27 protein-coding genes and 2 pseudogenes are annotated in these 25,634 nt (G+C 58.6%); 12 read left to right on the top strand and 17 right to left on the bottom strand.

Annotated elements, in window-relative coordinates:
* Window positions 1–4 precede the first annotated feature (4 nt).
* From ABSL23_RS00340 to ABSL23_RS00330, 3 genes are read left to right on the top strand one after another with little or no spacing between them, the layout of a single operon-like run.
* Window positions 5–259: a hypothetical protein gene (locus ABSL23_RS00340; RefSeq protein ID WP_353633210.1), complete on the top strand. Its 255-nt coding sequence runs from the start codon at window positions 5–7 to the stop codon at window positions 257–259.
* The gene (locus tag ABSL23_RS00335; RefSeq protein WP_353633209.1) at window positions 256–636 is read left to right on the top strand and encodes a cupin domain-containing protein; all 381 of its coding nucleotides are present in this window, start codon (window positions 256–258) and stop codon (window positions 634–636) included. The genes ABSL23_RS00340 and ABSL23_RS00335 overlap by 4 nt, the downstream gene beginning before the upstream one ends.
* Complete coding sequence (locus ABSL23_RS00330; RefSeq protein ID WP_353633208.1) at window positions 633–941, top strand: cupin domain-containing protein; 309 nt, start codon at window positions 633–635, stop codon at window positions 939–941. Before ABSL23_RS00335 ends, ABSL23_RS00330 begins: the two co-directional genes overlap by 4 nt.
* 97 nt (window positions 942–1,038) lie before the next feature.
* On the opposite strand, the gene ABSL23_RS00325 is transcribed toward ABSL23_RS00330, so the two are convergent.
* Window positions 1,039–2,397, bottom strand: coding sequence for a hypothetical protein (locus ABSL23_RS00325; protein WP_353633207.1), 1,359 nt, complete (start codon window positions 2,395–2,397; stop codon window positions 1,039–1,041).
* Window positions 2,398–2,544: 147 nt separating this feature from the next.
* Window positions 2,545–3,285 (bottom strand): FAD-dependent oxidoreductase, encoded by a 741-nt coding sequence (locus ABSL23_RS00320; RefSeq protein ID WP_353633206.1) that lies wholly within the window; start codon window positions 3,283–3,285, stop codon window positions 2,545–2,547.
* Window positions 3,286–3,515: 230 nt separating this feature from the next.
* Here ABSL23_RS00320 and ctaD point away from each other — a divergent pair, with 230 nt between their 5' ends.
* Window positions 3,516–5,273: a cytochrome c oxidase subunit I gene (gene ctaD / locus ABSL23_RS00315; RefSeq protein ID WP_353633205.1), complete on the top strand. Its 1,758-nt coding sequence runs from the start codon at window positions 3,516–3,518 to the stop codon at window positions 5,271–5,273.
* 150 nt (window positions 5,274–5,423) lie between these two features.
* Here the strand turns inward: ctaD and ABSL23_RS00310 are convergent, their stop codons facing one another.
* Together ABSL23_RS00310 and ABSL23_RS00305 are read right to left on the bottom strand one after the other, a co-directional pair.
* On the bottom strand, window positions 5,424–6,017 hold the full coding sequence (locus ABSL23_RS00310; RefSeq protein ID WP_353633204.1) for a hypothetical protein: 594 nt from the start codon (window positions 6,015–6,017) through the stop codon (window positions 5,424–5,426).
* Window positions 6,018–6,084: 67 nt separating this feature from the next.
* A complete protein-coding gene (locus ABSL23_RS00305) occupies window positions 6,085–6,675 on the bottom strand; it encodes a TATA-box-binding protein (RefSeq protein WP_353633203.1) in 591 nt (196 codons plus the stop codon).
* A 133-nt stretch (window positions 6,676–6,808) separates the two neighbouring features.
* Between ABSL23_RS00305 and ABSL23_RS00300 the strand changes: the two genes are divergently transcribed.
* Window positions 6,809–7,282 (top strand): redoxin domain-containing protein, encoded by a 474-nt coding sequence (locus ABSL23_RS00300; protein ID WP_353633202.1) that lies wholly within the window; start codon window positions 6,809–6,811, stop codon window positions 7,280–7,282.
* Between the two features lie 565 nt (window positions 7,283–7,847).
* On the opposite strand, the gene ABSL23_RS00295 is transcribed toward ABSL23_RS00300, so the two are convergent.
* Window positions 7,848–9,023, bottom strand: a complete 1,176-nt coding sequence (locus tag ABSL23_RS00295) for an aminotransferase class I/II-fold pyridoxal phosphate-dependent enzyme (protein WP_353633201.1) — start codon at window positions 9,021–9,023, stop codon at window positions 7,848–7,850.
* Between the two features lie 260 nt (window positions 9,024–9,283).
* On the opposite strand from ABSL23_RS00295, the gene ABSL23_RS00290 reads away from it, so the two are divergent.
* From ABSL23_RS00290 to ABSL23_RS00280, 3 genes are all read left to right on the top strand, one after another.
* On the top strand, window positions 9,284–10,573 hold the full coding sequence (locus ABSL23_RS00290) for a glutamate-1-semialdehyde 2,1-aminomutase (RefSeq protein ID WP_353633200.1): 1,290 nt from the start codon (window positions 9,284–9,286) through the stop codon (window positions 10,571–10,573).
* Window positions 10,574–10,904: 331 nt separating this feature from the next.
* Window positions 10,905–11,882, top strand: coding sequence for an IS1595 family transposase (locus ABSL23_RS00285; protein ID WP_353633199.1), 978 nt, complete (start codon window positions 10,905–10,907; stop codon window positions 11,880–11,882).
* Between the two features lie 111 nt (window positions 11,883–11,993).
* On the top strand, window positions 11,994–12,656 hold the full coding sequence (locus ABSL23_RS00280; protein WP_353633198.1) for a helix-turn-helix domain-containing protein: 663 nt from the start codon (window positions 11,994–11,996) through the stop codon (window positions 12,654–12,656).
* A gap of 122 nt (window positions 12,657–12,778) precedes the next feature.
* Here ABSL23_RS00280 and ABSL23_RS00275 read toward each other — a convergent pair whose 3' ends face one another.
* The 4 genes from ABSL23_RS00275 to ABSL23_RS00260 all read right to left on the bottom strand — a co-directional run bounded on the left by ABSL23_RS00275 (window position 12,779) and on the right by ABSL23_RS00260 (window position 14,415).
* Entirely contained in the window at window positions 12,779–13,102 is a 324-nt protein-coding gene (locus ABSL23_RS00275) for a hypothetical protein (RefSeq protein WP_353633197.1), read from the bottom strand.
* A 146-nt stretch (window positions 13,103–13,248) separates the two neighbouring features.
* Window positions 13,249–13,683, bottom strand: a complete 435-nt coding sequence (locus tag ABSL23_RS00270; protein WP_353633196.1) for a PIN domain-containing protein — start codon at window positions 13,681–13,683, stop codon at window positions 13,249–13,251.
* A complete protein-coding gene (locus ABSL23_RS00265) occupies window positions 13,684–13,935 on the bottom strand; it encodes an AbrB/MazE/SpoVT family DNA-binding domain-containing protein (RefSeq protein ID WP_353633195.1) in 252 nt (83 codons plus the stop codon).
* Between the two features lie 66 nt (window positions 13,936–14,001).
* Complete coding sequence (locus tag ABSL23_RS00260) at window positions 14,002–14,415, bottom strand: MarR family transcriptional regulator (RefSeq protein ID WP_353633194.1); 414 nt, start codon at window positions 14,413–14,415, stop codon at window positions 14,002–14,004.
* A gap of 128 nt (window positions 14,416–14,543) precedes the next feature.
* Here ABSL23_RS00260 and ABSL23_RS00255 point away from each other — a divergent pair, with 128 nt between their 5' ends.
* On the top strand, window positions 14,544–15,092 hold the full coding sequence (locus ABSL23_RS00255) for a hypothetical protein (RefSeq protein ID WP_353633193.1): 549 nt from the start codon (window positions 14,544–14,546) through the stop codon (window positions 15,090–15,092).
* 73 nt (window positions 15,093–15,165) lie between these two features.
* Here the strand turns inward: ABSL23_RS00255 and ABSL23_RS00250 are convergent.
* The 8 genes and pseudogenes from ABSL23_RS00250 to ABSL23_RS00215 form a co-directional block, all read right to left on the bottom strand.
* A pseudogene (locus tag ABSL23_RS00250) lies at window positions 15,166–15,714 on the bottom strand (hypothetical protein); the annotation flags it as partial.
* A gap of 17 nt (window positions 15,715–15,731) precedes the next feature.
* Window positions 15,732–16,967, bottom strand: a complete 1,236-nt coding sequence (locus tag ABSL23_RS00245; protein ID WP_353633192.1) for a transposase — start codon at window positions 16,965–16,967, stop codon at window positions 15,732–15,734.
* Window positions 16,968–17,066: 99 nt separating this feature from the next.
* Window positions 17,067–17,339, bottom strand: a pseudogene (locus ABSL23_RS00240) (hypothetical protein); the annotation flags it as partial.
* A gap of 178 nt (window positions 17,340–17,517) precedes the next feature.
* Window positions 17,518–19,356 (bottom strand): HAMP domain-containing protein, encoded by a 1,839-nt coding sequence (locus ABSL23_RS00235; protein ID WP_353633191.1) that lies wholly within the window; start codon window positions 19,354–19,356, stop codon window positions 17,518–17,520.
* On the bottom strand, window positions 19,349–20,314 hold the full coding sequence (locus ABSL23_RS00230) for a glycine betaine ABC transporter substrate-binding protein (RefSeq protein WP_353633190.1): 966 nt from the start codon (window positions 20,312–20,314) through the stop codon (window positions 19,349–19,351). Before ABSL23_RS00230 ends, ABSL23_RS00235 begins: the two co-directional genes overlap by 8 nt.
* Window positions 20,315–20,786: 472 nt before the next feature.
* Window positions 20,787–22,943 carry a PAS domain S-box protein gene (locus ABSL23_RS00225; protein WP_353633189.1) on the bottom strand — a complete coding sequence of 719 codons (2,157 nt, stop codon included), beginning with the start codon at window positions 22,941–22,943 and terminating at the stop codon, window positions 20,787–20,789.
* A gap of 148 nt (window positions 22,944–23,091) precedes the next feature.
* Complete coding sequence (locus tag ABSL23_RS00220) at window positions 23,092–23,652, bottom strand: class I SAM-dependent methyltransferase (protein WP_353633188.1); 561 nt, start codon at window positions 23,650–23,652, stop codon at window positions 23,092–23,094.
* Window position 23,653: 1 nt separating this feature from the next.
* Complete coding sequence (locus ABSL23_RS00215) at window positions 23,654–24,094, bottom strand: DUF302 domain-containing protein (RefSeq protein ID WP_353633187.1); 441 nt, start codon at window positions 24,092–24,094, stop codon at window positions 23,654–23,656.
* Window positions 24,095–24,255: 161 nt separating this feature from the next.
* Here ABSL23_RS00215 and ABSL23_RS00210 point away from each other — a divergent pair, with 161 nt between their 5' ends.
* The 3 genes from ABSL23_RS00210 (at window position 24,256) to ABSL23_RS00200 (ending at window position 25,579) form a co-directional block, all read left to right on the top strand.
* Complete coding sequence (locus ABSL23_RS00210; protein ID WP_353633186.1) at window positions 24,256–24,675, top strand: helix-turn-helix domain-containing protein; 420 nt, start codon at window positions 24,256–24,258, stop codon at window positions 24,673–24,675.
* Between the two features lie 84 nt (window positions 24,676–24,759).
* Window positions 24,760–25,173, top strand: a complete 414-nt coding sequence (gene trxA, locus ABSL23_RS00205; RefSeq protein WP_123619653.1) for a thioredoxin — start codon at window positions 24,760–24,762, stop codon at window positions 25,171–25,173.
* A gap of 7 nt (window positions 25,174–25,180) precedes the next feature.
* A complete protein-coding gene (locus ABSL23_RS00200; RefSeq protein WP_123619652.1) occupies window positions 25,181–25,579 on the top strand; it encodes a hypothetical protein in 399 nt (132 codons plus the stop codon).
* Window positions 25,580–25,634 lie beyond the last annotated feature (55 nt).

Genomic DNA, 25,634 nt, shown 5'->3' with positions numbered 1-25,634 from the left:
GAGCATGATCCGGAATCACCTCCGGCACATCCACGACAGCGTCGACGAACGGTCGCTGCCGATTCGGGCCGCAATCACGCTCGCAGCGATCGTCTCTGTGCCGCTCTTCGGAACCGCTGTTCGCTCTCTCGGCTCGTGGCTCGGTCTCGGGAGGCTCGTCCTCCCGCTACTGGTACTCGCCCACGTCCCCGCAGTGGTCGCGCTCATCTGCGTCTGGTCCATCGGCTGCGACGTCTGCCGGACGGAGGGGAAAACATGACCGCGACAGACTTCGACGCCGAACGGGCATACGACGACGACCAGTTCTCGGCCGTCGAGGTGTTCAGCAGTGACCGAATGAAAGTCGTTTGCGGGTATTTCAAGCCCGGGCAGTTCATCCCCGTCCACGCGCCGGGCAGCGACGTCGCGGTCCACGTCCAGTCCGGAACCGGCGTCGTCCGAGATGGCGACGACGAACACCACGTCGAACCCGGTGATGTCGTGGTTGTCGAAGCAGACACCAACCGCGGCGTGAAAGCCGACCCAGAGGCCCGCCTCGAGGCGTTACTCGTCACCGCACCGCCACCGACCGACACCGAACACGACCCCGTCCGACGCGGACTCAAGGAAAACGAATTCGACCCTACGAACAGATGACACCACAAATCCGAGATATCGACGAGCTGGAGGGCGAACCGCACGCAAACCCGTTTCCGGACGCGGAACCGAAGACGGTCAGGCTCTCGCTCGGCGAGGGCGAATCCGTGCCCGCACACTCCCACCCGGACCGCGACATCGTCTTCTACCTCGTCGAGGGCGAAATCGAACTCGCGCTCGGCGACGACACCCACCGGCTGACCGCCGGCGACGTAGCCCGGTTCGACGGTGATCAGGACATCGCGCCCAAAGCGCTCGCGGCCAGCACTGCGCTAATCGTGCTGGCCTCCCGTCCGGAGGCGTAGGGCGCGGCAACCGACGTCGATCGAACTGACCCACGGTGTCGATTTCTTCGGTGAGCAGCGGATCGTTCGCGACGTCTCCGCACCTGTGCGCGACCAGTCACGCCGACTCGGTCTCTGTCGCCGCGCCGTCCCGCCCGGTGAACCGCCGCCCAAGGACGACCTGGCTCACGGAGTGCGGGCTGTGCTCGCGGATCACCAGCAGCATGTTCGCGCCGAACACGAGGATGCCGGCGACGACGAGCACGCCTCCGAGGCCGCGGACGGCGGCCGGGAGCTCGAACCAGTCCGCAAGGACAAGCACGGCCGTCCCGGCGACGAGCAACGCGCCGTCGAGGGCGGCGAGGCGGTCGTTGTAGAGGTCGTCGATCATCGGCACGTCCTCCAGCCCGAGCAGGCCGCTGTACTCGTGGACCCAGATGATGAACGGGATGATGTGGTAGAGCGTGCCGAAGACGACGAAGCCGATGCTGCCAAGCACGAACAGGTGGACGCTGCCCGCCGCGCCGAACAGGTTCGCCGGCGCGGTCGGCGCTCGGACCCACGCCGGCGCCGTCACGAGAGCCCAGCTACTCAGGCCCGGCACGACAACCGCGTACCGGGTGTGCATCGGCGTCCAGTCCACCTGCATCTCGTAGAGTTTCCGCCCGAGGACGGTACAGAACGCGAGTGCTGCCACGAGCACCAGCACCGCGCCGACGCGTGCGACCAGCTCCGTGTCGGCTAGTCGGCCAGCCGCTAGGAGCACGACGCCGACAGGATGACCGACCTCCTCGACGGGACGGAGGTACAGGTCGACACCGCGGAGCTCGGTCTGCGTGAACATTGTCCCGAGCTGGTAGAGCGCGCCGTAGACGGTCGTGAGGACGGCGCCGAAGATCGCGACAGTCGCGTGTATTGCGACCACGTTCGGTCGAGTGACCGCGACGCCCGCGAACACCGGTCTCGTGAAGCCCGTGGCGAGGAAGAACCCCAAGACCGTGAGGACGGCGAAGAACCCGAGGGCCATCAGGAAGTGGCGCTCGGTCACGTCATAGCCGTCGAGGGTCGCCAGCGTGCGCGCGATATTGTAGATGAACACCCAGAACCCGGTCAGCATGAGTGCCCCGAACGGGACGAGCCAGGCGAGCGCGTTCAGCATGAGGGCGGTCGCAAACCCGAGGAGACCGACGACGACGAGCGTGAGTTGCGCGCTCGCGAGCCGCTGCGAATGCAGGACTGCGCCCGACCAGACCGGAACGAACTGGGTCATCGCGCCCATGATGGTGATGCAGATCCAGCCCGCCAGCAGGAGGTGGACGTGTGCGAGCGTTCCGAGACCGGGGACGGCGCCGACGCCGATGGCTAGGCCGACGAGCGACCCGGCTAAGAGGAATCCGAGCGCGACGACGAAGTGCCGCAGCGGCACCGTCATCGGCGGTTGCTGGTCCGTCTCGATGTTCCCCGGAATCGCGGCCATGTGACCCGTTTGGGCGTTCAGAGTCCTGCATCTGCGTCCGAATATATTCCTGTCCACCGCGACGGGGGCTGGTCGGAGGCGCGCCGTTCACAGCCGATGCGCTCCATAGATCGGCCCCGAGAACGCACTGAGCTGGTCCGCTACGGTTCAGTCGTCGGTTCGGAGTTCTGGGTGCGGGTCCGGGTCCTCCGGGTGGGCGTCTGCGAACGACTCCCGCATGAGCTCAATAGAGCGCCGTTCGCGCTCGAGTCGCGTTTCCTCGCTGACCTCCTCGACGCCCGGCGGCACGTCGTGTCCGCGGTCGGTGAAGTAGCCCTCCGGGACACTCCAGTCGAACGCGAACGGGACTTCGGCGTCCTCGAGAACCGCGACCGCAACCTCACCGCCGTGACCGGCGGAGACCACCGCCTGCAGGGGCTTTCCGGCGAGTCGGCCGGCCGCGTACAGGCCGTCGACGCTCGTCCGGCCGGCGGCCGTCGCGTCGACGAACCGGGAGCCGTCCTCGGTGTACGTGTCTACCGGCAGTTCGTCCAGGTAGTCGAGCTGTCCGGCCGTCGCGGCCACCAGCCTGTCGCACCGGTAGGCCCAGTTGTCTTCGTCGGCCGGCTGGAGAACGAACCCGCCGTCCGGGTGCTGGTCGACGTCGACCACTTTACGTTCAAACCAGTCGCTACCCGCGCGTTCGGTCTGCTCACGCTGTAAGTCGAGGAGGAGTCGAGGGTTGACACCAGCTGGAAATCCGGGGAAGTTCTCGAGGTGTGCGTTCCGCCGAAGAATCGATTCGTCTGTATCGAAGACGGCGGTGTCGAGACCGGCTCTCGCCGTAAACATTGCTGCGGTTCGTCCTGCAATTCCACCACCGACGATGGCAACGTCGTATTTCGTCACGTCGGCCTGTATTCAGTAGCTGGGCAAAACCCGTTTGGCGAACGAATTCGGCAGCCGGCACGAGATCAACTCATTGAGAGGATCGATGAGAATGGGGTCTACGGGCCGCCAATGGCGTTCTCCTCACTGTTTGGTTTATTTCCTCAGTGGTCGTGACTGTTCTCTCATCAAAATACATTCGAATATATTCGTGACAATATTGAACGATGACAGAGAGTGAACGACCCCGTATGCCAGTTGAATCGGGGCAACTAACACTCACTGTTGTCACCGCTCTCCTGCTGTTTGGGGTCGCTTGGACGATAGCAAATCTAGAAAATTGGCGGTCGTACTCGCCATTCGGTCGTTCCGGTGCATACCATCAGGAACGCGAGCACGGCCACTCGGAGAAACCAGCCGGGCTCGTCCGATGGCTCACAACGGTCGACCACAAGGACATCGGCCTCCTCTACGGCGCCTTCGCAATCATCTCGTTTGCATGGGGTGGGATTGCCGTCCTGCTGATGCGGACGGAGTTGTTGACCCCACCGATCGATGTCCTCTCGTCCTCGATGTACAATGCGTTGTTGACGACACACGGGATTACGATGCTATTTTTGTTCGGGACGCCGATCTTAGCAGCCGTTGCAAACTACGTGATTCCGCTGCTCATCGGCGCCGATGACATGGCGTTCCCCCGCATCAACGCCATCGCCTTCTGGTTGCTTCCGCCCGGAGCCCTCCTCATCTGGGCCGGCATGATCGCCCAGCCGTTCGGAATCGGAATCGAGGGCGCACAGACTGCCTGGACGCTGTATCCGCCACTCTCGATCGATCAGGCGAATCCCGGGGTCGACCTGTTGTTGCTCGGCCTGCACCTGACAGGCGTGTCAGCGACGATGGGCGCCATCAACTTCGTCGCGACCATCTTCACCGAGCGCGGCGACGACGTGACGTGGTCGACCCTAGATATCTTCTCGTGGACGATGCTCGTGCAGTCTGGCCAAATCCTGTTCGCGTTCCCCCTTCTCGGGAGCGTGCTCATTATGCTGCTGCTGGACCGCAACTTCGGCACGACCTTCTTCACGATTGGCGGTGGCGACCCGATTCTATTCCAGCACCTCTTCTGGTTCTTCGGCCATCCGGAAGTGTATATTCTGGTGTTGCCGCCGATGGGGTTGATTTCGCTTATCCTCCCGAAGTTCACCGGCCGGAAGCTCTTCGGATTCAAGTTCGTTGTCTACTCAACACTCGCATTAGGCGTGCTCTCGTTTGGCGTCTGGGCCCATCACATGTTCACCACCGGTATCGACCCGCGGCTCCGCGCCAGCTTCATGGCCGTCTCCATCGCAATTGCCATCCCCTCCGCGGTCAAAGTGTTCAACTGGATCACGACGATGTGGAACGGGAGCCTCCGCTTGACGGCGCCGATGCTGTTCTGCGTCGGCTTCGTCGCGAACTTCATCATCGGCGGCGTCACCGGCGTCTTCGAGGCGGCAATTCCCGTCGATATGATTCTCCACGATACCTACCACGTCGTCTCGCACTTCCACTACGTCATCATGGGCGGCATCGTCTTCGCCGTGTTCGCGGGGATCTACTACTGGTTCCCGATGGTCACCGGGCGCATGTACCAGAAACGGCTTGCGCACGCGCACTTCTGGCTCTCGATGGTTGGCACCAATCTCACGTTCTTCCCGATGGTGATGCTGGGGTACGGAGGCATGCCGCGGCGGTACGCCAGCTACAGTCTCGACGTCGGTCCGGTTTCATACTTCACTGACCTCCACCAGCTGGCCACGCTCGGCGCGTTCATCCTCGCGATCGGGCAAATCATCTTCGTCTGGAACATCGTGACCTCATGGCTCGAGGGCGCCGAAGCCGGAACTGATCCGTGGGGACTCGAAGCACGAGGCCAGCGTACCAACGAATGGGAGTGGCTTGAGCGTCAGCAAGATCGACCGACAGTGGCCGACGGTGGCGACGCAACGACAGAAGCCGATAGTTAGGACCCGCTCGGGGGAAATCCAACATTTCCTGAAACTTCTGGACGACTGGATTTCCCTGATGGTTGAGATTCGATGACATCGCTCGGGCAAGTCCTCCGACGGAATCTGATTGACAGTGGATACTACTGCCAGATGTTGGCGTACGTATCGTTAGAACGGCGCTTGTGGACCACCACGGCTCGGTCCTTCCTCTTTTTTAGCGCGTTCCATCGGATTGGAACCGATGTCGCCGCTATCGGCAACGACGTCAACGTCACCAGTTTCGAGGTACTTCTCCTCTAACTCCTGAAGCTCGTCGTTGATGGGGCCCGCATTATGGTGCATTGGGTCGGCACGCACCTTCACGAGATCGTAGTCGTGTCGCTCGCTAAGACCGTTCCACGCGCGGAACGACCCCTTGGTGAGAGTGTGAGTCTGCGGGCAGAATGGCGTCGTCGGCGTGAACTCTGCTCGCAGCACTGAGGAATCATCGGCGTCTTCAGCGTACCGATAACCAGCGTTCTTGTGGCGCGTATCGAGGTTCAGGCGCGCAAGATTGTAGTTGAACGTCATGTCGTAGACTTTCCGCTCCTCGAAGAGGTCTTGAGTGATATCGTGGAATGCGAGGTGGTCCTTGCCAGTCAGGACATCATGGTCCTCGAGGAAGACGTTCGGTTCGGGGATGTGCTCGGGCACGAACTCGTCGTAATCGTCGAAGAGGCCGTCGTTGTCGTTGCCGCCGCCGAGTGATGGGAAGCCGGGCATATGTGTCCGTACGAACTCAGTCGGGGAAGCGGTACCGCCGGATATATTCGCAGGAATGTATACTGGTTCACTGCACATTCCGAGGGTACTCGCGCTGGCCACCCTCGAGCAGTCCCAGTTTTGACAGCTGGGTCTGGATGTTAGTAAACGCCGCTTCTGACTCCGATCGGTGCTGGGCGCCCGTGATGATGAGTTTTCCACTCCCGAACAAGAGTACGGTAATGTCCGGGTCGTCGAGTCTGTAGACCAGTCCCGGGAACTGTTCGGGTTCGTATTCCACAGCCTCGAGGCCGAGCGCAATAGCCGTTGCGTTGAGGTTGAGTCGCCGCTGAAGATCGGCCTTGGCTACGATATTTTGGATATTGACCGGTGGTGACTGGGGCGCATCGACCTCTAACTCGCGGAGGGTTTGTACGGTGTCCGTGATTGCTTCATGCACGTCGCTGATGCTTTTCGCGCCGGTGCAAACGACCTTCCCCGAGTCGAAAATGAGTACGGCCACGCTCGGGTTCTGAGTGCGGTAGACGAGACCGGGGAATTGGACGGGTTCAAATTCGGCGTCGAGGTCTTCAGCGAGTGCCCGGAGGTCGACCTCCTGATTGATGCTGCTTGATGCAACGACGTTTTCCACCTGTATCGAATTCCTCGTATCGGCCATACTACCACTAACCTTACGAGATACTTAACCCACGAGTCGAATTTTATTGGAAGGAAACTATATAGGCCCAATAGCCGGTTATTATTTTCTATCCCTACAATTTTATTACTGATTAGAAAAGCCACACTCCTGTATGGTGGAAACCGGAGACTCCGCACCACGATTCGAAGCGACGCTCGGCACCAGCGACCACGAGGACTTCGCGCTCGACGACCGGCTTGGGGACGGCCCAGTTGTGTTGGCGTTCTTCCCGGGTGCGTTCACACCGCCGTGTACGAACGAAATGATTGCTTTCCAAGAACGCCTCGATAACCTCCAAGATGCCGGGGCGACGGTTCTCGGGGTGAGTGCGGACTCCCCGTTCTCTCAAGGTGCGTTCCGTGAGGAGCACGGCATCGAGTTCGACCTCGTCAGCGACATGGCCGGCGACGCCATCCGCGCGTACGACCTCGAAATCGACATCCCGGACCTCGGTCTCTACGGCATCGCCAACCGCGCGGTCTACGTCCTCGATGATGATGGGACGGTAACGTACAGCTGGGTGGCCGATGATCCTACTAACGAACCCGACTACGAGGAAGTACTCGACGCAGTCCAAAACGCGTGAACCGTTGACATCCTCCTCCGCCTTCAGGCGGAGGAATCCCGAGCGGTGGGAGTTTTAGGTGTGCAACCATGGATGTCGCCACTTTACGGGAGTCCGCATCTAACCCAGTTGTCGTGGTCGGTGGCTGGCTAGCCGTGCCAAACGGCTGGTACTCCTATCCTCAGCGTCGTTGACTCCCATCTGTTGTTTTTGCCAGCAGGGAGTCGCTGACACGTCGCCGGACTCGGAGGTATCGTAGACTTGCTCGACCGACGGGCACAAGACGAATCCTTCGAGGATTCGCGTTCACCGCATCGGTGTTTCGGATACTGTCTCATTACGTGGCGGGCTGGCCGCCTCCGAAGGCCGTTCGGAATCCGCTCCGTTCCGACCTGACCGTACCGCAATATAGCGGTTATTGGCACTTCAACGTATGGATTGGAAACTTGGCTCTGCAATTTGTCGGTGGATTGTGTCCCTGAGTGACGGCGCGTATCCACGGCCTGAACGCCGTGGGATTGCGCCTGCCCCGCATATAAACGGCGGCAACATGCTTGGACTTTTAGGTATTTCGTATTTGTAGTCGTCAGAGGTTTGCGAGCGCCTGATCGAGATCGGCGAGCAGGTCGTCGATGTGTTCAATACCGACCGGAATTCGAACCAAGGAACCGGGAATGCCAGCAGCTTTACGCTCTTTTTTCGACAGATACGATGCGGACATAGTCGCTGGATGGTCCACCAGTGATTCCGTGCCGCCCAGGCTAACTGCCAGTGTAAACACGTCGAGTTCCTCGAGAACTGCTCGCGTCTCGGCTTCCGTGGCGTCTAACTCGAACGAGACGATACCACCGAATCCATCCATTTGTTCCTGTGCGAGCGTATGTTGGGGGTGGTCCGGGAGACCGGGGTAGTTCACCCGTACGACCGCCGGGTGGTCGTCAAGATACGTCGCAATTTCTGTTGCGTTGGCCTCGTGTCGTTCCATTCGAAGCGGGAAAGTGCGGAGTCCACGGAGGGTGAGATAACAGTCGAAGGGGGCGAGCGTTCCACCGAGATGGTATGCCTGGGTATGAGTCACCGCCTCCGCAATCGCTTGGTCGTTGGTTACTACCGCACCTCCCATCGAGTCGCTGTGGCCGTTCAGATACTTCGTTGTGCTGTGGACGACTGCGTCAGCGCCGTGTTCAAGCGGTCGTTGAAAATAGGGGGTCGCGAACGTGTTATCGACAATGTACGTGGCGTTAACCGTCGATGCGATGTCGGCTATCGCTGCGAAATCGCAGAGGTGGAGGAGTGGATTCGTCGGTGACTCCATCCAGATGAGCGTGGTGTCGTCGGTGACTGCTGCTTCGACAGTCGCTGTCTCTGTCGCATCGACGTACTCGACGGTAGCGCCGAGCGAATCAACTAACAGGTCTTCAAATAGCCGACGCGTCCCGCCGTATATCCCATCGAATGCGACGATGTGGTCACCCCGCTCGACGACTGACAGACAGACCGCTGCCATTGCAGCAGTGCCAGACCCAGCTGCGACCGCATATTCCGCCTCACACAACTGCGCAAGTCGAGTTTCCAGCGCATCGCGCGTCGGATTCCCGAAACGGGTGTACTTGTACCCGTGGTCGGAATGTCCCGGCCGCTCCATCTCATGGGTCGTCGTCAGATGAATCGGTGACACGACGTCACCAGCGTCAGTTACACCGGTCTCAGCCGAGTCGAACCGTGTAGCTCTCGTTTCAATGTGGTCGTCTTGATTCGCCATCCGTTCGTTTGGACCCTCTCACCGTCCGTTCAAAAACGGGGCGGAGACGCCATCGATACTCTCGTCGATTCGGCGGACGTTCTCCAGGCGAACATATCACGAGAAGGACTTTTTGCTGAGCCGAAAACTGGTTGAGATATGGATGCGCGCGGTCGTTACGGTTCGTTCAATGACACCGGTTGTGGTTCCCACTTGAGGTTGGTACTAACCCTGAATCGGACAAACCATCGCGATTTGACGTCCTACGGGGGTGATCACCGATGAGCGATGACCCGACCCGAAATCTGTTCCAGCGAGCATCCTCAACGCTTGTCGGTGGAGTTAATTCTCCCGTCCGTGGTGAACCGTATCCGTACCCCGAATTCATCGACCACGCTACTGGCGCAACCGTCGTCGACGCGGAGGGGACCGAGTACATCGACTACGTGATGGGGTATGGGCCGCTCCTGCTAGGGCATGATCCCCCTGAGCCGGTTCGGACAGCAATCGCTGACGCCGTCGATGACGGCGTGATGTATGGGTTCTCAACTGAGCCCGAAATAGCGCTCGCAGAGTTCGTTATTGACCACGTCCCTGCCGTCGAGCGATTGCGGTTCGTCAACTCCGGTACCGAAGCAACGGCTGCGGCGGTACGGCTTGCGCGCGGCGTCACCGGCCGGGACAAGATCGTCGTCATGCAGAACGGCTATCATGGCGGCCATGAGTCGTTTCTCGTCGACGGCGACCCCGCAAACCCCAAACCGGACAGTGCGGGTATCCCGGAAGCGTTTGCCGAGCAGACGTTGCCGGTGCCGTTCAATGACGCTGACGCCGTCACCGACGTGTTCGCTCACCACGGCGACGAGATTGCTGCCGTTCTGACGGAGCCACTGCTGGGCAACTGTGGCATCGTTGAACCAGTTGATGGGTTCCACGAAACACTCCGAGATCTGTGTGATGACTACGGTGCTCTCTTGATTTTCGATGAGGTGATCACGGGGTTCCGCGTCGGTGGCCTCCAGTGTGCTCAGGGGAAGTTCGGCGTCGAACCGGATCTGACGACGTTCGCGAAGATTCTCGGCGGTGGCCTGCCGGTCGGCGCAATCGGTGGCCGGGCAGAGTACATGCAGGCGTTCACCCCAACCGGCGACGTCTTCGAATCCGGGACGTTTAATGGTCATCCCGTGACGATGGCTGCCGGTCTCGCGACACTCGAGTATGCGAAAGCGAACGACGTCTACGACCACGTGAACTCGCTGGGGGAGCGCCTTCGATCCGGATTAACGGAGATTGTCGCCGACACAAACCACGAGTACACTGTCGTTGGAACCGATTCAATGTTCAAACTCCTATTCACCCGCAGCCAAGACGACAGTGAACCGGTCCCGACGACGGGAGCGGATGTTCGGACCGGTGCAACGCATCGTTGGGCACGACTACTTCGCCCGGCAATGAAAGACCACAGCGTCTTGCTACCGCCCAATCAATTCGAGAGCCAGTTCATCAGCGCGGCTCACACAGAGGACGACATCGATCGGACGCTCGAAGCTTACGAGCATGCATTAGCCTGACACTGGCTATGAACGGATTCTCTCCGGAAAAGTATCCTGAACCAATTTCCACGGCACTCGGTCTAGTTCGCCTGTAGATGCCGATGTAGACCGCGGGCGGCTTCGGCACTGGACGAACAGGTCTGGGTCCTCCTTGTCTCGGTGAACTAACTCGGAACGGAATGTAACGGCTCCCAGTGCGTGTAGCCGGGAACCCTTTAGGTTCGGATCGCCTGTGGGTTGTCCGACTTGATTGCGGTCTCCAGCTAGGCACTTCAATAAGCGCCGACGCTCTTATGTAGAGCTGCGGAAAGTCCGTATAATTACACTAACTCGCCGGTAATCGGGAGGTATGTCTTCCACTGAGACAGCGTTCGGCCGTCTGTTTCAGCAGTTGATCGAGTTAGACGTCATCAAGATCGATACGGAGCCGCTCGATGCCTGCATCGAGCGGCGACTCAAGGAGTTCTGGGAGAACACGTCCTGTCCCCGCTGCGGGAATCACAGTATCGTCACGTGGGAGAATACCGACCGTATTTGGTGTCGAGACTGTGATTTCAAGCCGTCCTACACCTACGGCACGCCGTTCCACGAGAAGCATCTCACCTGCGGCGAGATACTTCTCTCGTTCACGCTCTACGCCGATACGTTGCTCAGTATCAATCAGATTGCGCCGCTCCTCGATCGAGCCTATAAAACGGTTCACACAGTGATTCGGGAGGTGGAAGCCGCGGTTCAGCGCGGCTTCCCCGTGGTTTGGGAGCATCTCGACCAGATCATCGATGGACCAACGCAAGTCGACGAATCTGGCAGGGTTTGTTCGGGCTACAAAGGTCAAGAGCCGCCGCGGAACAGCCGTTCTCGCGGCGGCTCGTCACAGTCTGGCCGGTCACGCTGGCGGGGGCGTCACGGTGATCAGCTGACGCTCGTCGCGGCGTGCCGCGACTCACTGCGCGTAATTCGTGGACATCGTGGAATCGACTATCAAGGCGATCTTGAGCCGGTGATTCAGGAGGCTGAAGATCTCTCCCAGCCGCTAGGAGAGGTCTGGACCGATGGACTCCAAGCGTACCGAGAGATGGAGCGTGACCACCGAACAGTCATCCACAAAGAGAGGTACGTATCGCCCGACGGCGTCCACATCAACCAAGCTGAGTGCCTGTTTTCGATCGTCCAGCCGTGGCTGCGGAAGTTCCGCGGCCTGTCCAAGCAGGGCTTGGAACAGGCCGCTCACACCTTCGGTATCGTTCGATCACTCACTCTCGCTGGAGGACCTCTCGAGACAGCGGTTGAGTGTCTCGTTATCGGGTCTTTCCGCAATTCTACATAAGAGCGAGCGCCGAAGATGTTCACACGAACGACTTTTAGGTTGTGCCAAAATGTACGATATAGGCATCCAAAACCTCTAATGCGGGGAATTAGGCCAACCACGATTTCCGCCATGCCATACGCAAAACTCACCATCACGATTCCCGACGCAGTCTGGATCAGCGAAGTATCAAACGCACACCCAAATATGCGATTCCGGGTGCTTGCGGCCACAGCAAACGAGGACAGCGGTGTAGCGAGAGTGGAACTCCGTGGAAATGACTCCGAAGCAGTCTGTGAGGAAATCTGTGAGTACGATACGGTCACCGACGTCACTGTTCTCGAATCTACCGATGGAATGACCGAGATGCAACTCGAAACAACGGTTCCGCTACTGTTGAATTCGTTGCAGGACTCCGGTGTGCCACTCGAAATGCCGTTTGAAATCATCGACGGCGAAATGACGCTTGAAGCCACCATCCCCTCGGAGACGCTGTCAAATCTCGGTCATACCTTGGATGATGTCGGCATCGAGTACGACGTTGAACGGATTCAGCAGAGTGTTGAGTCGGAGTCCTTATTGACTGACCGCCAAGAGTGGTTAGTTGACGAGGCTATCGACCGGGGATACTACGATACTCCTCGACGGACCACGCTCGTTGCGCTTGCCGACGCGCTCGACATCTCGAAATCCACCTGTAGTGAAATCCTTCATCGAGCTGAGGAACAAGTGATGAAAGACTATCGGAGTGACGACCACCCTCCTAGTCCGAAGGCAACTGTTACGTCCGACTGATTCGCCCGTCTATTCTCAGAATCACGCTGATCATGATTCTGTTTTGCTGTACGCTGTCCGTCCTTTTTCTCTTCCCCAATGTTGAGACACGACGGAAACATTGGTCCTTCCTGCTTTGGGGTTTATTCGTCCGGGTTGACTGAGCCTTTATATTTGGATTTCACTGAATCGCCCTCGCGCCACTGCCAGTAGTAGTAGCGATTATCGTTGATCTCCTTGATTGTAATCGTCGCTTTGGCAGGGATGTCGTCCGGAAGATCGTCTGGCCGCTCTTCGACCGCGTCTTGGTCTGCCGACTCCTCGAGACGGGCCTCTCGTTGCTTGTGCTCGGCGAGCGCCTCAGCGTACGTCGCAACGTCTCGGAGCTGCTCCGGGCTCGACTCGTTGAGCGTGGTGACGAGCTCCGTCGGGAGGTTCGCCGGTGGGGTCGGGGGTTCGTCGGACATCGGCTACTCTCGTGTTAACCAACACGTCCCGCTAGGCCAGGGTTCTGTTGGTTAAGCAACGGGACAGATTCCAACTCGCCGGATGTACGGCTCGAATCGTCTCTCCTGAAACCGGACTTCGATGCCAGCAGTGACGTCTGTCTCCGTCAATTCGGATCGTAGGGATTCGTTGCTGTCTCGAGTCGGTAGACGTCCTCGACTGCGTCAAAATCATCGTCGAAGGCATACAGGTAGCCGAGCCCCTCGGTTTGCATATACGCGACAATACAGGCGTCGACGAAGGAGAGCGGCCCGTGTCGGCGGAAGAGGGCTTTCCCGGTCGCGAGGGCGTCGGTGGTGAGTGAGTCGATGTGGAAGCGGGCGTTTTCTTCGATGCGGTCGAGGAGATCGACGGCGGCGTCGTGGTCGGCGTGAGTCGTGAGGCCGTTGAGCGTTTCCGCGAGCACGTAGTCGAGGATGACCGCTTCGGGGAGCGTTCCGTCGTCGATGCCGTGGAGTACGGGCAGCGCGGCATCGTGGGCGCCATCCTGCTGGTATGTGGCGGCGAACAGAACTGTCGTATCGATCAGTGCACGAGGCATTTACTCAACATCGACGCCCCACGCGTCGTGCTCGCTCGTCACATCGGTCGACTCCTCACCAGCGTAGCCGTCGAAATCGGCGAACGTGCCCGTTTGCTGTTGGATCACTTGGACCCGAATGCTCCCGTCGTCTTCGAGATGCCAACGGAGCTGATCACCATCGTCGATATCGAGTTCACGCCGAATCCGGGCGGGGATATTTGCTTGGTTTCCAGACACCTTGCTTTCGGCGTCAATTCTATCGCTGCTCATACCTTCCGCTATGTGGCCGACCGGGAAAAGACTAGTGTGCCGCCACACTACTTACAGCATATACGCTTATTCTTCGTTCGGACGGGGCGCGTTCTCGTACTTGACCATCTTCTCGGGCTTGTCGGAGATGGTCTCGTAAATCTGCTGGAGCGTCTCCCCTGCGGCGAGGAGGTTGTGGTCGTCGAGGAACGCCCGTCCCTTCTCGGTGAGCCCATAGAACTTCCAGGGATAGCCCTGTCGGCGCTGGTCATCGTCCAGGGCGACTTCTTTGACGATGCCGGCGTCGATGAGCTTCTGGATGTGCTTGTAGACGGTCGCGTCGCTCACGCTGGGGTTGAGCTCCTCGAGCTCGTACATCGAGGGGAGCTGCTCGGGGTGCTGGAGGATGTTGTTGATTAGCGCGAACCGCGTCTGTTGGGTGACGAAGTGGACGAGCTCGCGGGATTCCATCCCCTCAGCAGTCCCCAGATCGGTGCTCATACAACACGATACACGTTCTGGCGCCAAGTAGTTTACTCCTGAGTAAATCACCCCACAGTAAACTGTACGTATTTCAGCAGGTAATTTACTCCATGAACCATATCTCTCCGCCACGAGACACTCACATAATGACCGAGGAGGAGTCTCCTGTTCCCGATGACGTTCTCAAAAGTGCCAAAGACCAGCTTGACGAGGAGGAGATAACGCTTGCCGATAACGAGGAAGTCCTCCACGCCTTGAGCGAGTTAACCCCGGTCTACGAGAACGACCGGTCGTATTTCGTCCTCGGAAACTATGACCGGGAGCCGATCCAACGGCTGAATCTGGTGGTGGACCGCCTTAACCGGCGCACCGACGCGTACGCGTTTCGAATGGTCGATATTCGTGGGGAGTGGGACAACAGCATCCAGAAGTTCTGCCTCATCGCGGACATCGTGACCTACCTCGTCGGTGTCGCCGAGAAGGAGCCGAGTGACTTCCTCGTTGAGCAGGGGTTGCTCGTCGGCACGACGGAATTCTTCGCGAAAAGTCACGTCCTCAAGCGAGAGTACGAGGACGAAGACCACTCCTTTGGCTGGATGCAGGACGGCGTCTTCGAACTATTTGACCAAGAAGGACGGCTCTATCGCTGGCGAACCGAGGAGGATCTCGTTGACGTGACTGGCGAGCTGCCGTAACAGCAAGTGGGCCGATACTGACTGAGTCACCCAAAGCAAGCGTGGTCTTGAGAGCCCTGTTGGTTACTCAGGGTTAGTTCGGGTCAGCTGGGAGCCGACCGTCTGGTCGGGGAACGCGGCCCCGTTTGATCTCGTGATCGACGCGACGCAGATGCTTGCAGCCGCCCTCGGGTGAGCGCTGCTGCCAGTCGGGACAGGTACACGATTCGTCGACGACGTCGACTTCGTACCGGTTCCCGGATGCAGACTGCACCTCGTAGCGGCCACCTTTCGAGAGGAGCGAGACGTCCATCGCTTCGGCGACGGCACGCTTCGTGCGGGGCTCAAGATCGTCCTGTGACTCTGCGTTCTCGTCGACGACTAGCCAGTCGCGAACGTCGCCCGTTCGGCCGCCGTCCGGAACGACGGCTTCCGCAGGCCCCCTGAGCCGCTCGTGAAGCACTTCCTCCACCGGATGGCCATCCGGCCAGAGGTAGTGGACCTCGCGACGTTCGCGATGGTCGTAGGAGCCGCACGCGGCTGCGCTCCCGGTCCAGACGCGCCAGGCACCCAGCGCAGCCATCACGTCGACGATGTCACGGGGAACTGTCTGGTGGTCGTCCGGGAAGAACACCCGGAAGCGGATGAATCGCCTGGGGATCAAACCCCGAGGCTTCCTGTTTCGACGACGCGCTTTGCAGACACCTCTTGGAAGTCGTCGGTATCCGTAGGGAGCGCAGTCTCCACAGGCGTCGATTCGGGCCATCCCAGCCCTAATTCATCGAACCCTCGCTGAAGTACGTTCAACGCGGCGTTCGCGTCGCGGTCACATTCGAACCCACACGCTGGGCAGGCGTGTTCACGCACCCAGATGGGTTTCGCTGTTTCCGTACCACACTTCGCGCATTCCTTTGTGGAACCCCGTGCATCAACTTGCACGAAGTGCGTACCGTAGAGTTCTGCCTTATATTCGAGTAGCGTGATGAACTGACGCCACGCAGCGTCCTGTTTGTTGCGAGCATTGTGTGAGTCCTCAAGCATCGGTTTCACGTCCAAATCCTCAACGAACACGGCGTCGTACTCACGGACGAGCCACGTCGAGAGTTTGTGCTGGAAGTCCTTGATCTTCTGCTGGATATGCCGCTTGACCTTCGCCACCGTACGACGCTGTCGTTCGTAGTTGTTCGACCCGTCCTCCTTACGAGACAGGTTGCGTTGTTCGTGGCGAAGACGCTCGTACTCGTCAGAGAGGTCAAGCCAATCGACGGTCTTGCCGTCCGAGGTGTGAATGTAGTTCTGAACCCCGAGATCGATGCCGACGCAGTTGCTCGCATCGAGCAAGTCCACATCAGGTTTCTCGGGGAGGCTGGCTTCATCCCTTTCTAGCCCAAAGGAAACGAACCAGTCGCCGGTCGTCTCTTTCTTGATTGTAACTTCCTTGATGTCGGATTCGTCGGGGATTTCACGATGATATCGGATTTTGATTTCTCCGATCTTGGAGAGCCAGAGCGTCGCACGTCGGCCACTCGTATTTTTGAGTTTGAAGCCGTGCTGCGAGTACGTTATGCTCTGGTACTCCTTCGGTGATTTCCACTTGAGCTCTCCGACTTTGTGCCCTTTCTCCTTTAGAGACTTCAGACCGGAGAGATTCTGGTAGAATCGTGTGACGGTTCGTTGCAGTGCCTTTGCATTGACCTCGGTAAAGACGGGGAAATCGTCCTTCCAGTCGGGGAGTCGACTGTGGTGTTTGTACGCGGAGCCGATGGTGTCGGCATCCACGTTCTGGTATTCGTAGCGGGTGTAGTTGTACGCTTGACGATGGATATCGATATGCCGTTCCAGATCACCAGCTACCTCTTGTGTCGGGTACGCGCGGTAGCGGTGACTGTACTGCATCGCCATCTTATAGTTAGTAATGTAGACAATTAATTGTTTGTCTCTGGATTATCGGATTCAAGCCCAGAACCAACTCCCCGTGTAGTCGCCTTGACCGTCGGTACACCCTTCTTGCGGCGGGAGGGTCTCCCACCAGTCTTCGCTGGAGCCCCAGCTGTCGTACATCGCGTCGTCGCTCCCGTAGCCGACGGTCACGCCGTCGATCGGCGTCCAGTCCGCCGGGAGGTGATCCGCCTCGCCTTCAAGCACTCGGAGGACGGCGTATCGGAGGTACTCGTGGGCTTGGTTGTCTGTCGTTCGAGCGACCTGGTCGTGCTGCTCGGCAACGCGCTCGGCTTCCTCGAGGACCGTCGTGAGATAGGGTTCAGTCATCATTCGACGGAGGTCAGAACGCGCCTCCGCCCCTCCGCGGGCGCTGAAAAACTTAACCAACAAGCCACTTCCAAATCGTGGGCTGTTGGTTAACTTGTGTGTAACTTCCAGTCACACTTTCGCTCGCTGTTGATGGTGGGCCGTGGCTCGGAACGACGTTTGCAGGTCTAAAACCAGGCTACGGGGCTGCCGAGGAGGGGGTCATTTGGACTTTGAGAGTCGCGTTATTTGGTGCGACTAGTAGCTCTCCATCAGCTTTCGTTACTGCCCACTCCAGGCACCAGAGCGCTAATCCCTCCGCGTGATTGAGCGGGGTCTCCTCCCCTGCTTTGACGGCCTCAATATCTAACGCTGGAAGCCCGTTGGCATCATCATCGACCCGGAGAACGACCAACCCTCTCTCTGAATCAGTGTTCTCGGTGGTTACTGAAACAGTGATCTCTACATTCCCATCGTTGTGTGCTGCGATCTGTTCGACGACGTCAGCGACCGCTGTCGGGAAGGTCTGTGGCGCCTCGACTACCGGGTCGGTAGTACACCGGTCAAATTCGACGCTCGCACATGGTGTACTAGCCTCGACGTCGGTGAGCTTCGATGCTAGTGCTTCGTTCAGGTGAATGGGTTCAGGTTCCGCTTCCTCTTCGGCGAGCAGCTGCTTGATGCGCTGTGTACGCGTCGAAATCGTACTGAGTTCCCACGCAGCACTCTGTACGGCTTCCAGATCTGCCTGTGCCTCCTCATCGTCGACGCGGGATGCAGCCAATTCTGCACGGCCAGTGATGACGTTCACCTCGTTTCGAACATTATGCCGTAAGATACGGTTCAGGACGTCCACCATCTCAGACCGTTCTTCGAGGGCGGTATTCGAGGCTTGGAGTTCTGCCTTGGTTTCGCGAATCTCATCGATGCGCTGTTGCAGGGCGTCCCGTGTCGACGCTACCGTCCGATTGAGATCGCCGAATTCGTCCGGACGATCAGTATCGAACTCAACATCGTACTGACCATCCTCAATCCGTTCTGCTCGGTCGGTGAGTCGGGATAGTGCTCCTGTCACGTTCCGGCCGAGAACGCTGACGACACCGACGAGTGCGAGTAACGTGAATACTGCAATCCCACCGATCCATCGGAGCGCTTGCCGAGTAATGACGTACGCATCGTTGGCCGGTGCATGCTCAATAACGACCCAGTCGGTGTTCGGAACCGCTGCATACGCCGCAACGTACTCTCCCTCTGTCTCCACTTGGCTTTCGTACGCTGGAGACTCCGTGAACCCGGAATTCCCACGAAGGCCGCTGCTGACAGCGGCGGCGCGACGAGCCCCATCACGGTATTGCGTGAGCGTCGCCGCCGCATCATCGCTAAAGACGACGGTCCCGTTCGAGTTGACGACTCGGGTAAACCCGTTGTCGACAGGGTGTTCGAACCGTTCGAAAACGCTTGCAGTGTCTACCTCCACGACGAGCAACTGTTCCGGTGTCCGGCGGATTGGTGAGATGAAGCCGATAACCGTCGTATCGTTCACCGCGTACGGCTCGGTCACCTGGACGTCATCGAAATCCCGGAAGGAGAATCGTTCACTCCAGCTGAGGTTTCCGACCGTCCGCCCCTCCATCGTGAGATTGGTACTCGTCGCGACGGTCTGGTTCCGCCGGTCAATCACGTAGGCGCGGATGATCGCCGCGTCTGGTCGTTCTTCTTGCTGGGTCTGTAGATACGCTCGAACGTCGGCTCGGTCTCCATCTTCGTACACGGGATGCTCGGAGAGGAGTCGGACAACGAGTCGATTCCGCTCATTCCACTCGCTCAATTCGTTTGCTTCGGTCTCGGCGGCTGCCGTCATCGACTGCTCGACGTTCTCCTCGAGCAGTCCGCCCACCTGACCATACAGGCCGACTGTGCCGATACTGATGACTAGGAACACGAGGAGCAACGCCGTTGCAAGCTTTCGCCGAAACGACGACCGAACGACGTCGACAAGCGTACCGAGAACTGGAACGCCCGACAGTGACCTACGCATCGGCGGCTACCTCCTCGCTCAAAAACTGTGTCGCGACTGCAAACGGATGGTCTCCATCGATTAGCACCTGCTTGTTGAGGTTCCGCATCGTCGGTTTATCGAGCGCTGAAACCACTGGCGAGAGCTCCTCGAAAATTTCCGGATGGTCGTCGATGAGAGGTGCGTATGCAGTTGGCGCCGGTTGGTACGGGAGGAAGTAGTCGCGGTCATCTTCGAGGACGGTAATCGTGGAACGGTCGAGCTGGGGATCGGTTGCGAATCCGCTTGCAATCTGGACTCGGCCCTGCTCGAGTAGCTCGTAGGTCAGTCCGATTGACGTAACGATGAACGTCTCGGACTCGAGTTTCTCTCTATCTTCCGTCCTGACATCATAATACGACGCAAGTCCAGGCCATCCGTCGCGTCGGTGAAAGAACTCCTCGTTAACCGCTATCCCCGGGATTCGATCTACGTCGCGGAGATGAGTTGCCAGTTCACTGATGGTCGATACTCCGGTCTGTTCCGCCCACGTTGCGTCGGCGACGATAACGTACTCGTTCGAAAACGAGGCCGGTTCCGCCAGCTGGAGTTGCTGGGAGTGAGCATCCGACTGCACGCGCTCATAGAGTGAGTTGGGGTCCGTGATTCGTGTCTCATGACGCGGCGGGAGCTGCATCCACGCCGTTCCCGTATATTCCCAGTACAGGTGTTGCTCGCCCGCTGCCGTCGCATCCCAGTTCGACAGCGAGTTCCCGGAGCCAATTTCGTCGACTGCTCGAATCCAATCAACTGACTGCAGTCGCTGGTACGCTAGATACCCGAGAATCTTCTGCTCGACGAATGGCTTCGACCCGATTCGGACGGATACCGACTCTGTGTCGGGTTGCCGGTTGCTGGCGCAGCCACCCAGGACTGCGGCAGCGCCCACGCCGCCGACGCGACCGATCTGGCCGAGATACTGCCGGCGTGTGAGCGACATATAAAATACCTGTGTCATCGAATGACAATATAATTACGGGGGTTACTTCGTGGCCGTCTAAGACAGAGATTAAACGCCAGATAACCGTCCGGGGGCTAATGAAGAGTTTACTGGCGCAGTGCTGTGACGACAGAAAGCCTATGATTGGTAAAGGCGGTTCTGCGGACATGGCTGAGTGTCAGAACTGTGGCAGCCACGTGACGGAGGTCTATGCACGGGTGTTCACGCCGGACGCAGTCGATAACCCACGTGTCTGTCCGAACTGCGAGGATAAGACTCGCGACCGAAATGGCGTCCGGGAAAAACGAACGTAACTCTTCGCAGGAGAACCTAAGAATATCTATCTCTGCACGGGCTACTAGTTATATCCCTGATTCTACTAATATTCTGATTTCGCTACGAGAGCATAACGGTGGAAAGCCGTCAAATAATGTTCTCCATCACTCAAGACCCTTCGATTAGAACGGTTCCGTTACTCGATTGCAAACTCGAAACGCGCACCGCCGCTAGCACTGTTTGCGGCTGAAACTGTCCAGCCGTGTCTACTGGCGACCTCCTCGACAATACTGAGTCCGAACCCTGTCCCGTCATCAGCTGTCGTGTACCCGGCGTCAAACACGTCTTCTCTCGCTGACTCAGGAAGACCGGCTCCGTCGTCCGCGACGTAGAATCCGTCCGCTGTGTCTCCAACTGTTACTGTTACGGCTGGTCCGCCGTGCTCGACAGCGTTTTGAAGGAGGTTGGTCAGAAGTTGCTGGAGCTGATCGCGGTCGGCCTTGACAGTCCGATCGGTTTCAATCTTTAATATTGCATCTGTCGCCGACAGTGTCTCCCAGCTGGTTTCGACAAGGTCCGATAGCTGGATGGATTCGAGCGTCATCGCTTCCTCTCCGGTCTGAGCGAGTGTTAGTAAATCCTCGATAAGCGCATCCATGCGGCCTAGTGCGTGGTCGATGTGCTCAATTTGATCGCTGTCGCAGTCCTCCCGCAGTAACTCGAGGCGTCCCTCTGCGACTTGCAGCGGATTCCGTAGATCGTGGCTGACGACGCTCGTGAACCGGTCTAGTCGCTCGTTTTGCTGGACGAGCTTTCGTTCGCGGCGCTTCTGGTCGCTGATGTCGCGGTCCATCGCAACGAATCGGTCTTCCCCGTCCAAGTTCAGACGGATGAGATGCACCTCAATAGGGAACGTCGCCCCATCCTTTCGTTCGAGTTCCCCCTCGAATCGATGCGGAGTATTTGGTGGAAGCGTATCCCAGAACGTAGAGGCCCGAGCGGGATCTGCTGTCGGGTCAATATCCCAGACTGTCCGACCCAGAAGTTCTGCTTCCGTGTAGCCGAGTTCGTCACACAGTCGTTGATTGACGTCTCGAATCACGCCGTCGATGTCATGGACGGCGAACATATCCGGGGAGTGTTCGAACAGCCCCTCCAACCGTGCACTGTGGGACTGTAACTGCTGCTCGTACTGTTTACGGTCCGTAACGTCATCCTGGAACCCGACGAAAAGGTCTAGCTCTCCGTCATCGTCGAACAGCGGCGCGACGCGGACACGGTTCCAGAACTCTGTTCCGTCCTTCCGGTAGTTCCGTAACTCGACGGTCACTGATTCACGATTGTCGATTGCAGTCCGGAGTTTCTGGACTGGTTCATCCGTGGTCCCCTCGCCCTGAAGAAGCCGGCAGTTCTGACCGACAATTTCTCGTTTCTCGTAGCCAGTGAGGTCGGTGAACCCCTCGTTCGCATAGATAATTGGATTATCCTCCTGGTGTGGGTCGGTCAGGAGGATTCCGATGGGCGCTTCGTCCATCGCTTGTTCTTTTGCGGACAGATTCGACTCGTCGGCGGTAGCTGCGCCTTGTGGGCTGAGTGTACAGATGAGTGAGCTGTCCTCGGTGTACGAGAGCGTGTGTTCGATGTCGAGTTTGGCGCCGTCCTTCCGGACGAACGTCGTGGTCCCGTGCCAGCGGCCGTCGCGTGCTTCCGGGAGGAGCACGTCGTAGACGTCATCGATATCGTCGTCGTGATAGAACGTCTCCCAGTGGAGACCGATGAGCTCCTCACGGGTGTAGCCGAGTATCTCTGCACAGGCGGTGTTCGCGTACTCGATGTAGCCGTCTTCGTTGAGAATGCTGATCCCGTCTTGGGCGGTCTCGATGGCTTCAAGACCACGGTTCATGTATCGCTCAGCCCGATACCCACCGACCGCGTTCTGGATGCGGTTGGCGAGAACGCTGTACTGTTCCGTGCCGCCGGCTTTCTGGAGATAGTCGGTGACACCGGCTGTGATGGCTTCGCTGGCTATCTCCTCGCTTCCTTTCCCGGTAAAGAGGATAAACGGAATTTCAGGGTGGGTCTCCCTCACTCGTTCTAAGACGGCCAAACCGTCCAAACCCGGCATATCATAATCGCTCACGATACAGTCCACTGAACAGGTATCTGCTTCGAGAATCGCAAGTGCGTCACGGGGGTCGGTCTCGGTGCGAACGGTAAACGCGTCTTGCTCGCGCTCGAGGAAGGTCGCGACAAGATCAGCGAAGCTTGGGTCGTCCTCGATGTGTAGTATCTCGATGGGTTGTGAATCTAGGAATAGCGTCGAGTCCAGATGGACTCCAACGTCACCGGTCATATTCTCCATTCGTATGCAACTGATAATGGTCTTATGAGTTCGTTCGAGTCCGCGACCGGACCTTCACACCGGAGAGGATGATTCTCAGCCACGTCTCCGCCGCTACAGGTCAATCTGGTGCTCACGTGCCGTTCGGGTGTTCTTTCACTTATTCGGCTGATGCCGTTACCAGAAACGTTTCTGGCCGTACCGCTTCGAATTCGACTGTGAACCCGTGCTGGCGGAGCGCACTCGTCGTCTCAGTGGCGGAATACCGCTCGTCAACGGGTGGGCCGTGAGACCCACTTCCGGAAGCTGCCCAGTCCACGATAACGAGCGTCCCCTGTGAGGCGAGCACGCGACTGAGTTCGCTCAACGCCTGTTCGTTCGCGAACTCGTGGTAGGTCATCGTCGAGAACGCCGCGTCGAGACTGTCGGAATCGAGTGGGAAGTCGTCCACGCCACTCGTCACGAGGTCGACGTTCTCGGGGACGCCTTTCTCCCGGTAGTAGTCGTGCATCGCATCCTGAATGTCGACGGCGTACACGTGGTCGACAGTCGGTGCGACGTCGTCGGTGTAGAACCCGGTCCCGCTGCCCAGATCTGCGACCATTTCGTCTCCATCTGGAGAGAGCGCCCAGAGGAGTTCCTCCGCGGAGAGGAACCGGTACCGTCGCTGTGCCTCTTCGAGTTTGTCAGCGCGGTCGGCGTCGAACGTGTGATGTCCCATCTTAGAGGTTCGCGAACGCCTCGTCGACGAGTTCGCCGGTGTCGGCGACGATGTCTGCCATCTCGTCGTCGTCGGACGCCATCCCGATGAGGCGGGCGATGCGCATGATGGAGACGTGATAGACGACCTGCTTGCCCGGTTCTTCTTCCCAAACGACGACGTTGCACGGCATCAGTGCACCGAGTTGGTTGTCGGTTGCGTCCAGCGCGCGGTCGGCGACTTCGGGGTTGCACGCGCCCAGCACGTAGTAGGGGTCGCGGCCGGCGTCGACCTTCTCGTTGAGCATCTCGGAGGGGGAGAATTCGACGGGGATGCCGAAGCCAGCGTCCGTGAACACCTCGCGGACGTGTTCGACAGCTTCCTCGTGGCTCATTTCGAGAGTTACCTGTTCTTCACCGATGTCCGCAGGGTCGATCTGGCTTGGGTCGATTGGGAGTGCCATTCGTGTACTATCTTGGGTCTTCAGGACAAAGTCTCTTCGGGTCTTCTTTCGCGAAAGCGGATTTCCATGGGAAAGAGTGGCTCCAGTATCTGATCGGCTACCGGAGTATTGTAGTATTCGGGAACAGCTTTAATCGTCTCTGTCTCCCTATTTTTTTAGATATGGTGGCCACGTCAGTGCGTGAGGACCTCGAGCGCGATCTGGGGTGCCTCGACCTCCTGAGCTGCATTCACGGGCTCAACGAGCGGGATCAGGTGGTCTTTCAGCTGCTACAACAGGCAGAGGAGGGTCTTACCGTCGACGACGTCGCAGATCGAATGGATTGTGAACGTTCGACTGCGTATCGTTCGATATCTCGACTCCTTGAGGCCGGCGTGGTAGTTCAGGAGCAAGTAAACTACGAGCACGGAGGGTACTACTACGTGTATCGTTCGCGGACATCCGAGGAAGTTGCACACGACATGCAGCGATTGCTCAACGATTGGTATGCGGCCATCGGACAACTCATTCAGGAGTTCGAAGACCGGTACAGCCGAGACTTGGAGGATCGCGAGAAGCAGCCGATTGAGTCCTGTCTCTGACCCCTATCGTTCAAACCCGCACTGGGGCAGTATTGTGCGAGTTATACAAAACAAATAAGGCGGCGCGGTTCAAACGGACACCTAATGGCAGAAGATATCGAGGAGATCCGTCGACAGAAACTGGCGGAGCTTCGAAACAAGGCTGAAACGGGCGGTGCTGAGCCGTCCCCCTCGAAGAGCCCGTCCGAACCGATCCATATCGACGGCGGCGCCGAGCTGTCAGAAACTGCCGCCGAGTACGGTCTCGTGCTAGCCGACTTCTACGCCGATTGGTGTGGTCCGTGCCAGATGCTTGAACCAATCGTCGAAACGATTGCGGCCGAGACCGATGCGACCGTAGCGAAGATCGACATCGACGCGAACCAGCAACTCGCCGCAGAGTACGGTGTCCGGGGGGTACCCACGCTCATCCTATTCGCTGACGGCCAGCCGGCGGAACGACTCGTCGGAATGCAGGACGAAGCGCAGCTTCGCTCCGTGATCGAAGCGCACGCGTGAACCAACGATGACCGATGAGCCTACTGACGCGGATAACCGCTCACTGGGGGAAATCGCTGAATCCCTCGAATCGACACTGATGGCTGATCTCGGTGAGACGCTGGTCGGCCTGGCGTCCTACGAGGATGGCGAGTACGATGTCCTGTACCGAGACGAGGCGGCGTCCTCACAGTACGCTGCGTCGGATATCCGGGCGATTCTGGAGCACATTCAACTGGAGGCGATCGGCACTGCAGTCTACGAGGAGTACCACGGAGAGTCGCTGCATGCGACCGTTCGCGTGTACGATACACTGGTCACCATCACCGTACCAGTCGAGGAGACGACCGGGCTCGTTGTCGTGGTACGGAATGATGACAAACACGATCCGTATTCGATAATTGAAACAGTCGAAAACGCGGTATAGGCGCCGTAGAAAGTAATTTTGGAATTCAGTTAGGACCACAACGTCTATCAGCCGA

This window comes from Halobacterium sp. NMX12-1 (assembly GCF_040435975.1).
In the GTDB taxonomy this organism is placed as follows: Archaea; Halobacteriota; Halobacteria; order Halobacteriales; family Halobacteriaceae; genus Halobacterium; species Halobacterium hubeiense.
The sequence above is the reverse complement of the archived record's forward strand: the minus strand, read 5'-3'. Positions and strand labels throughout refer to the sequence as shown.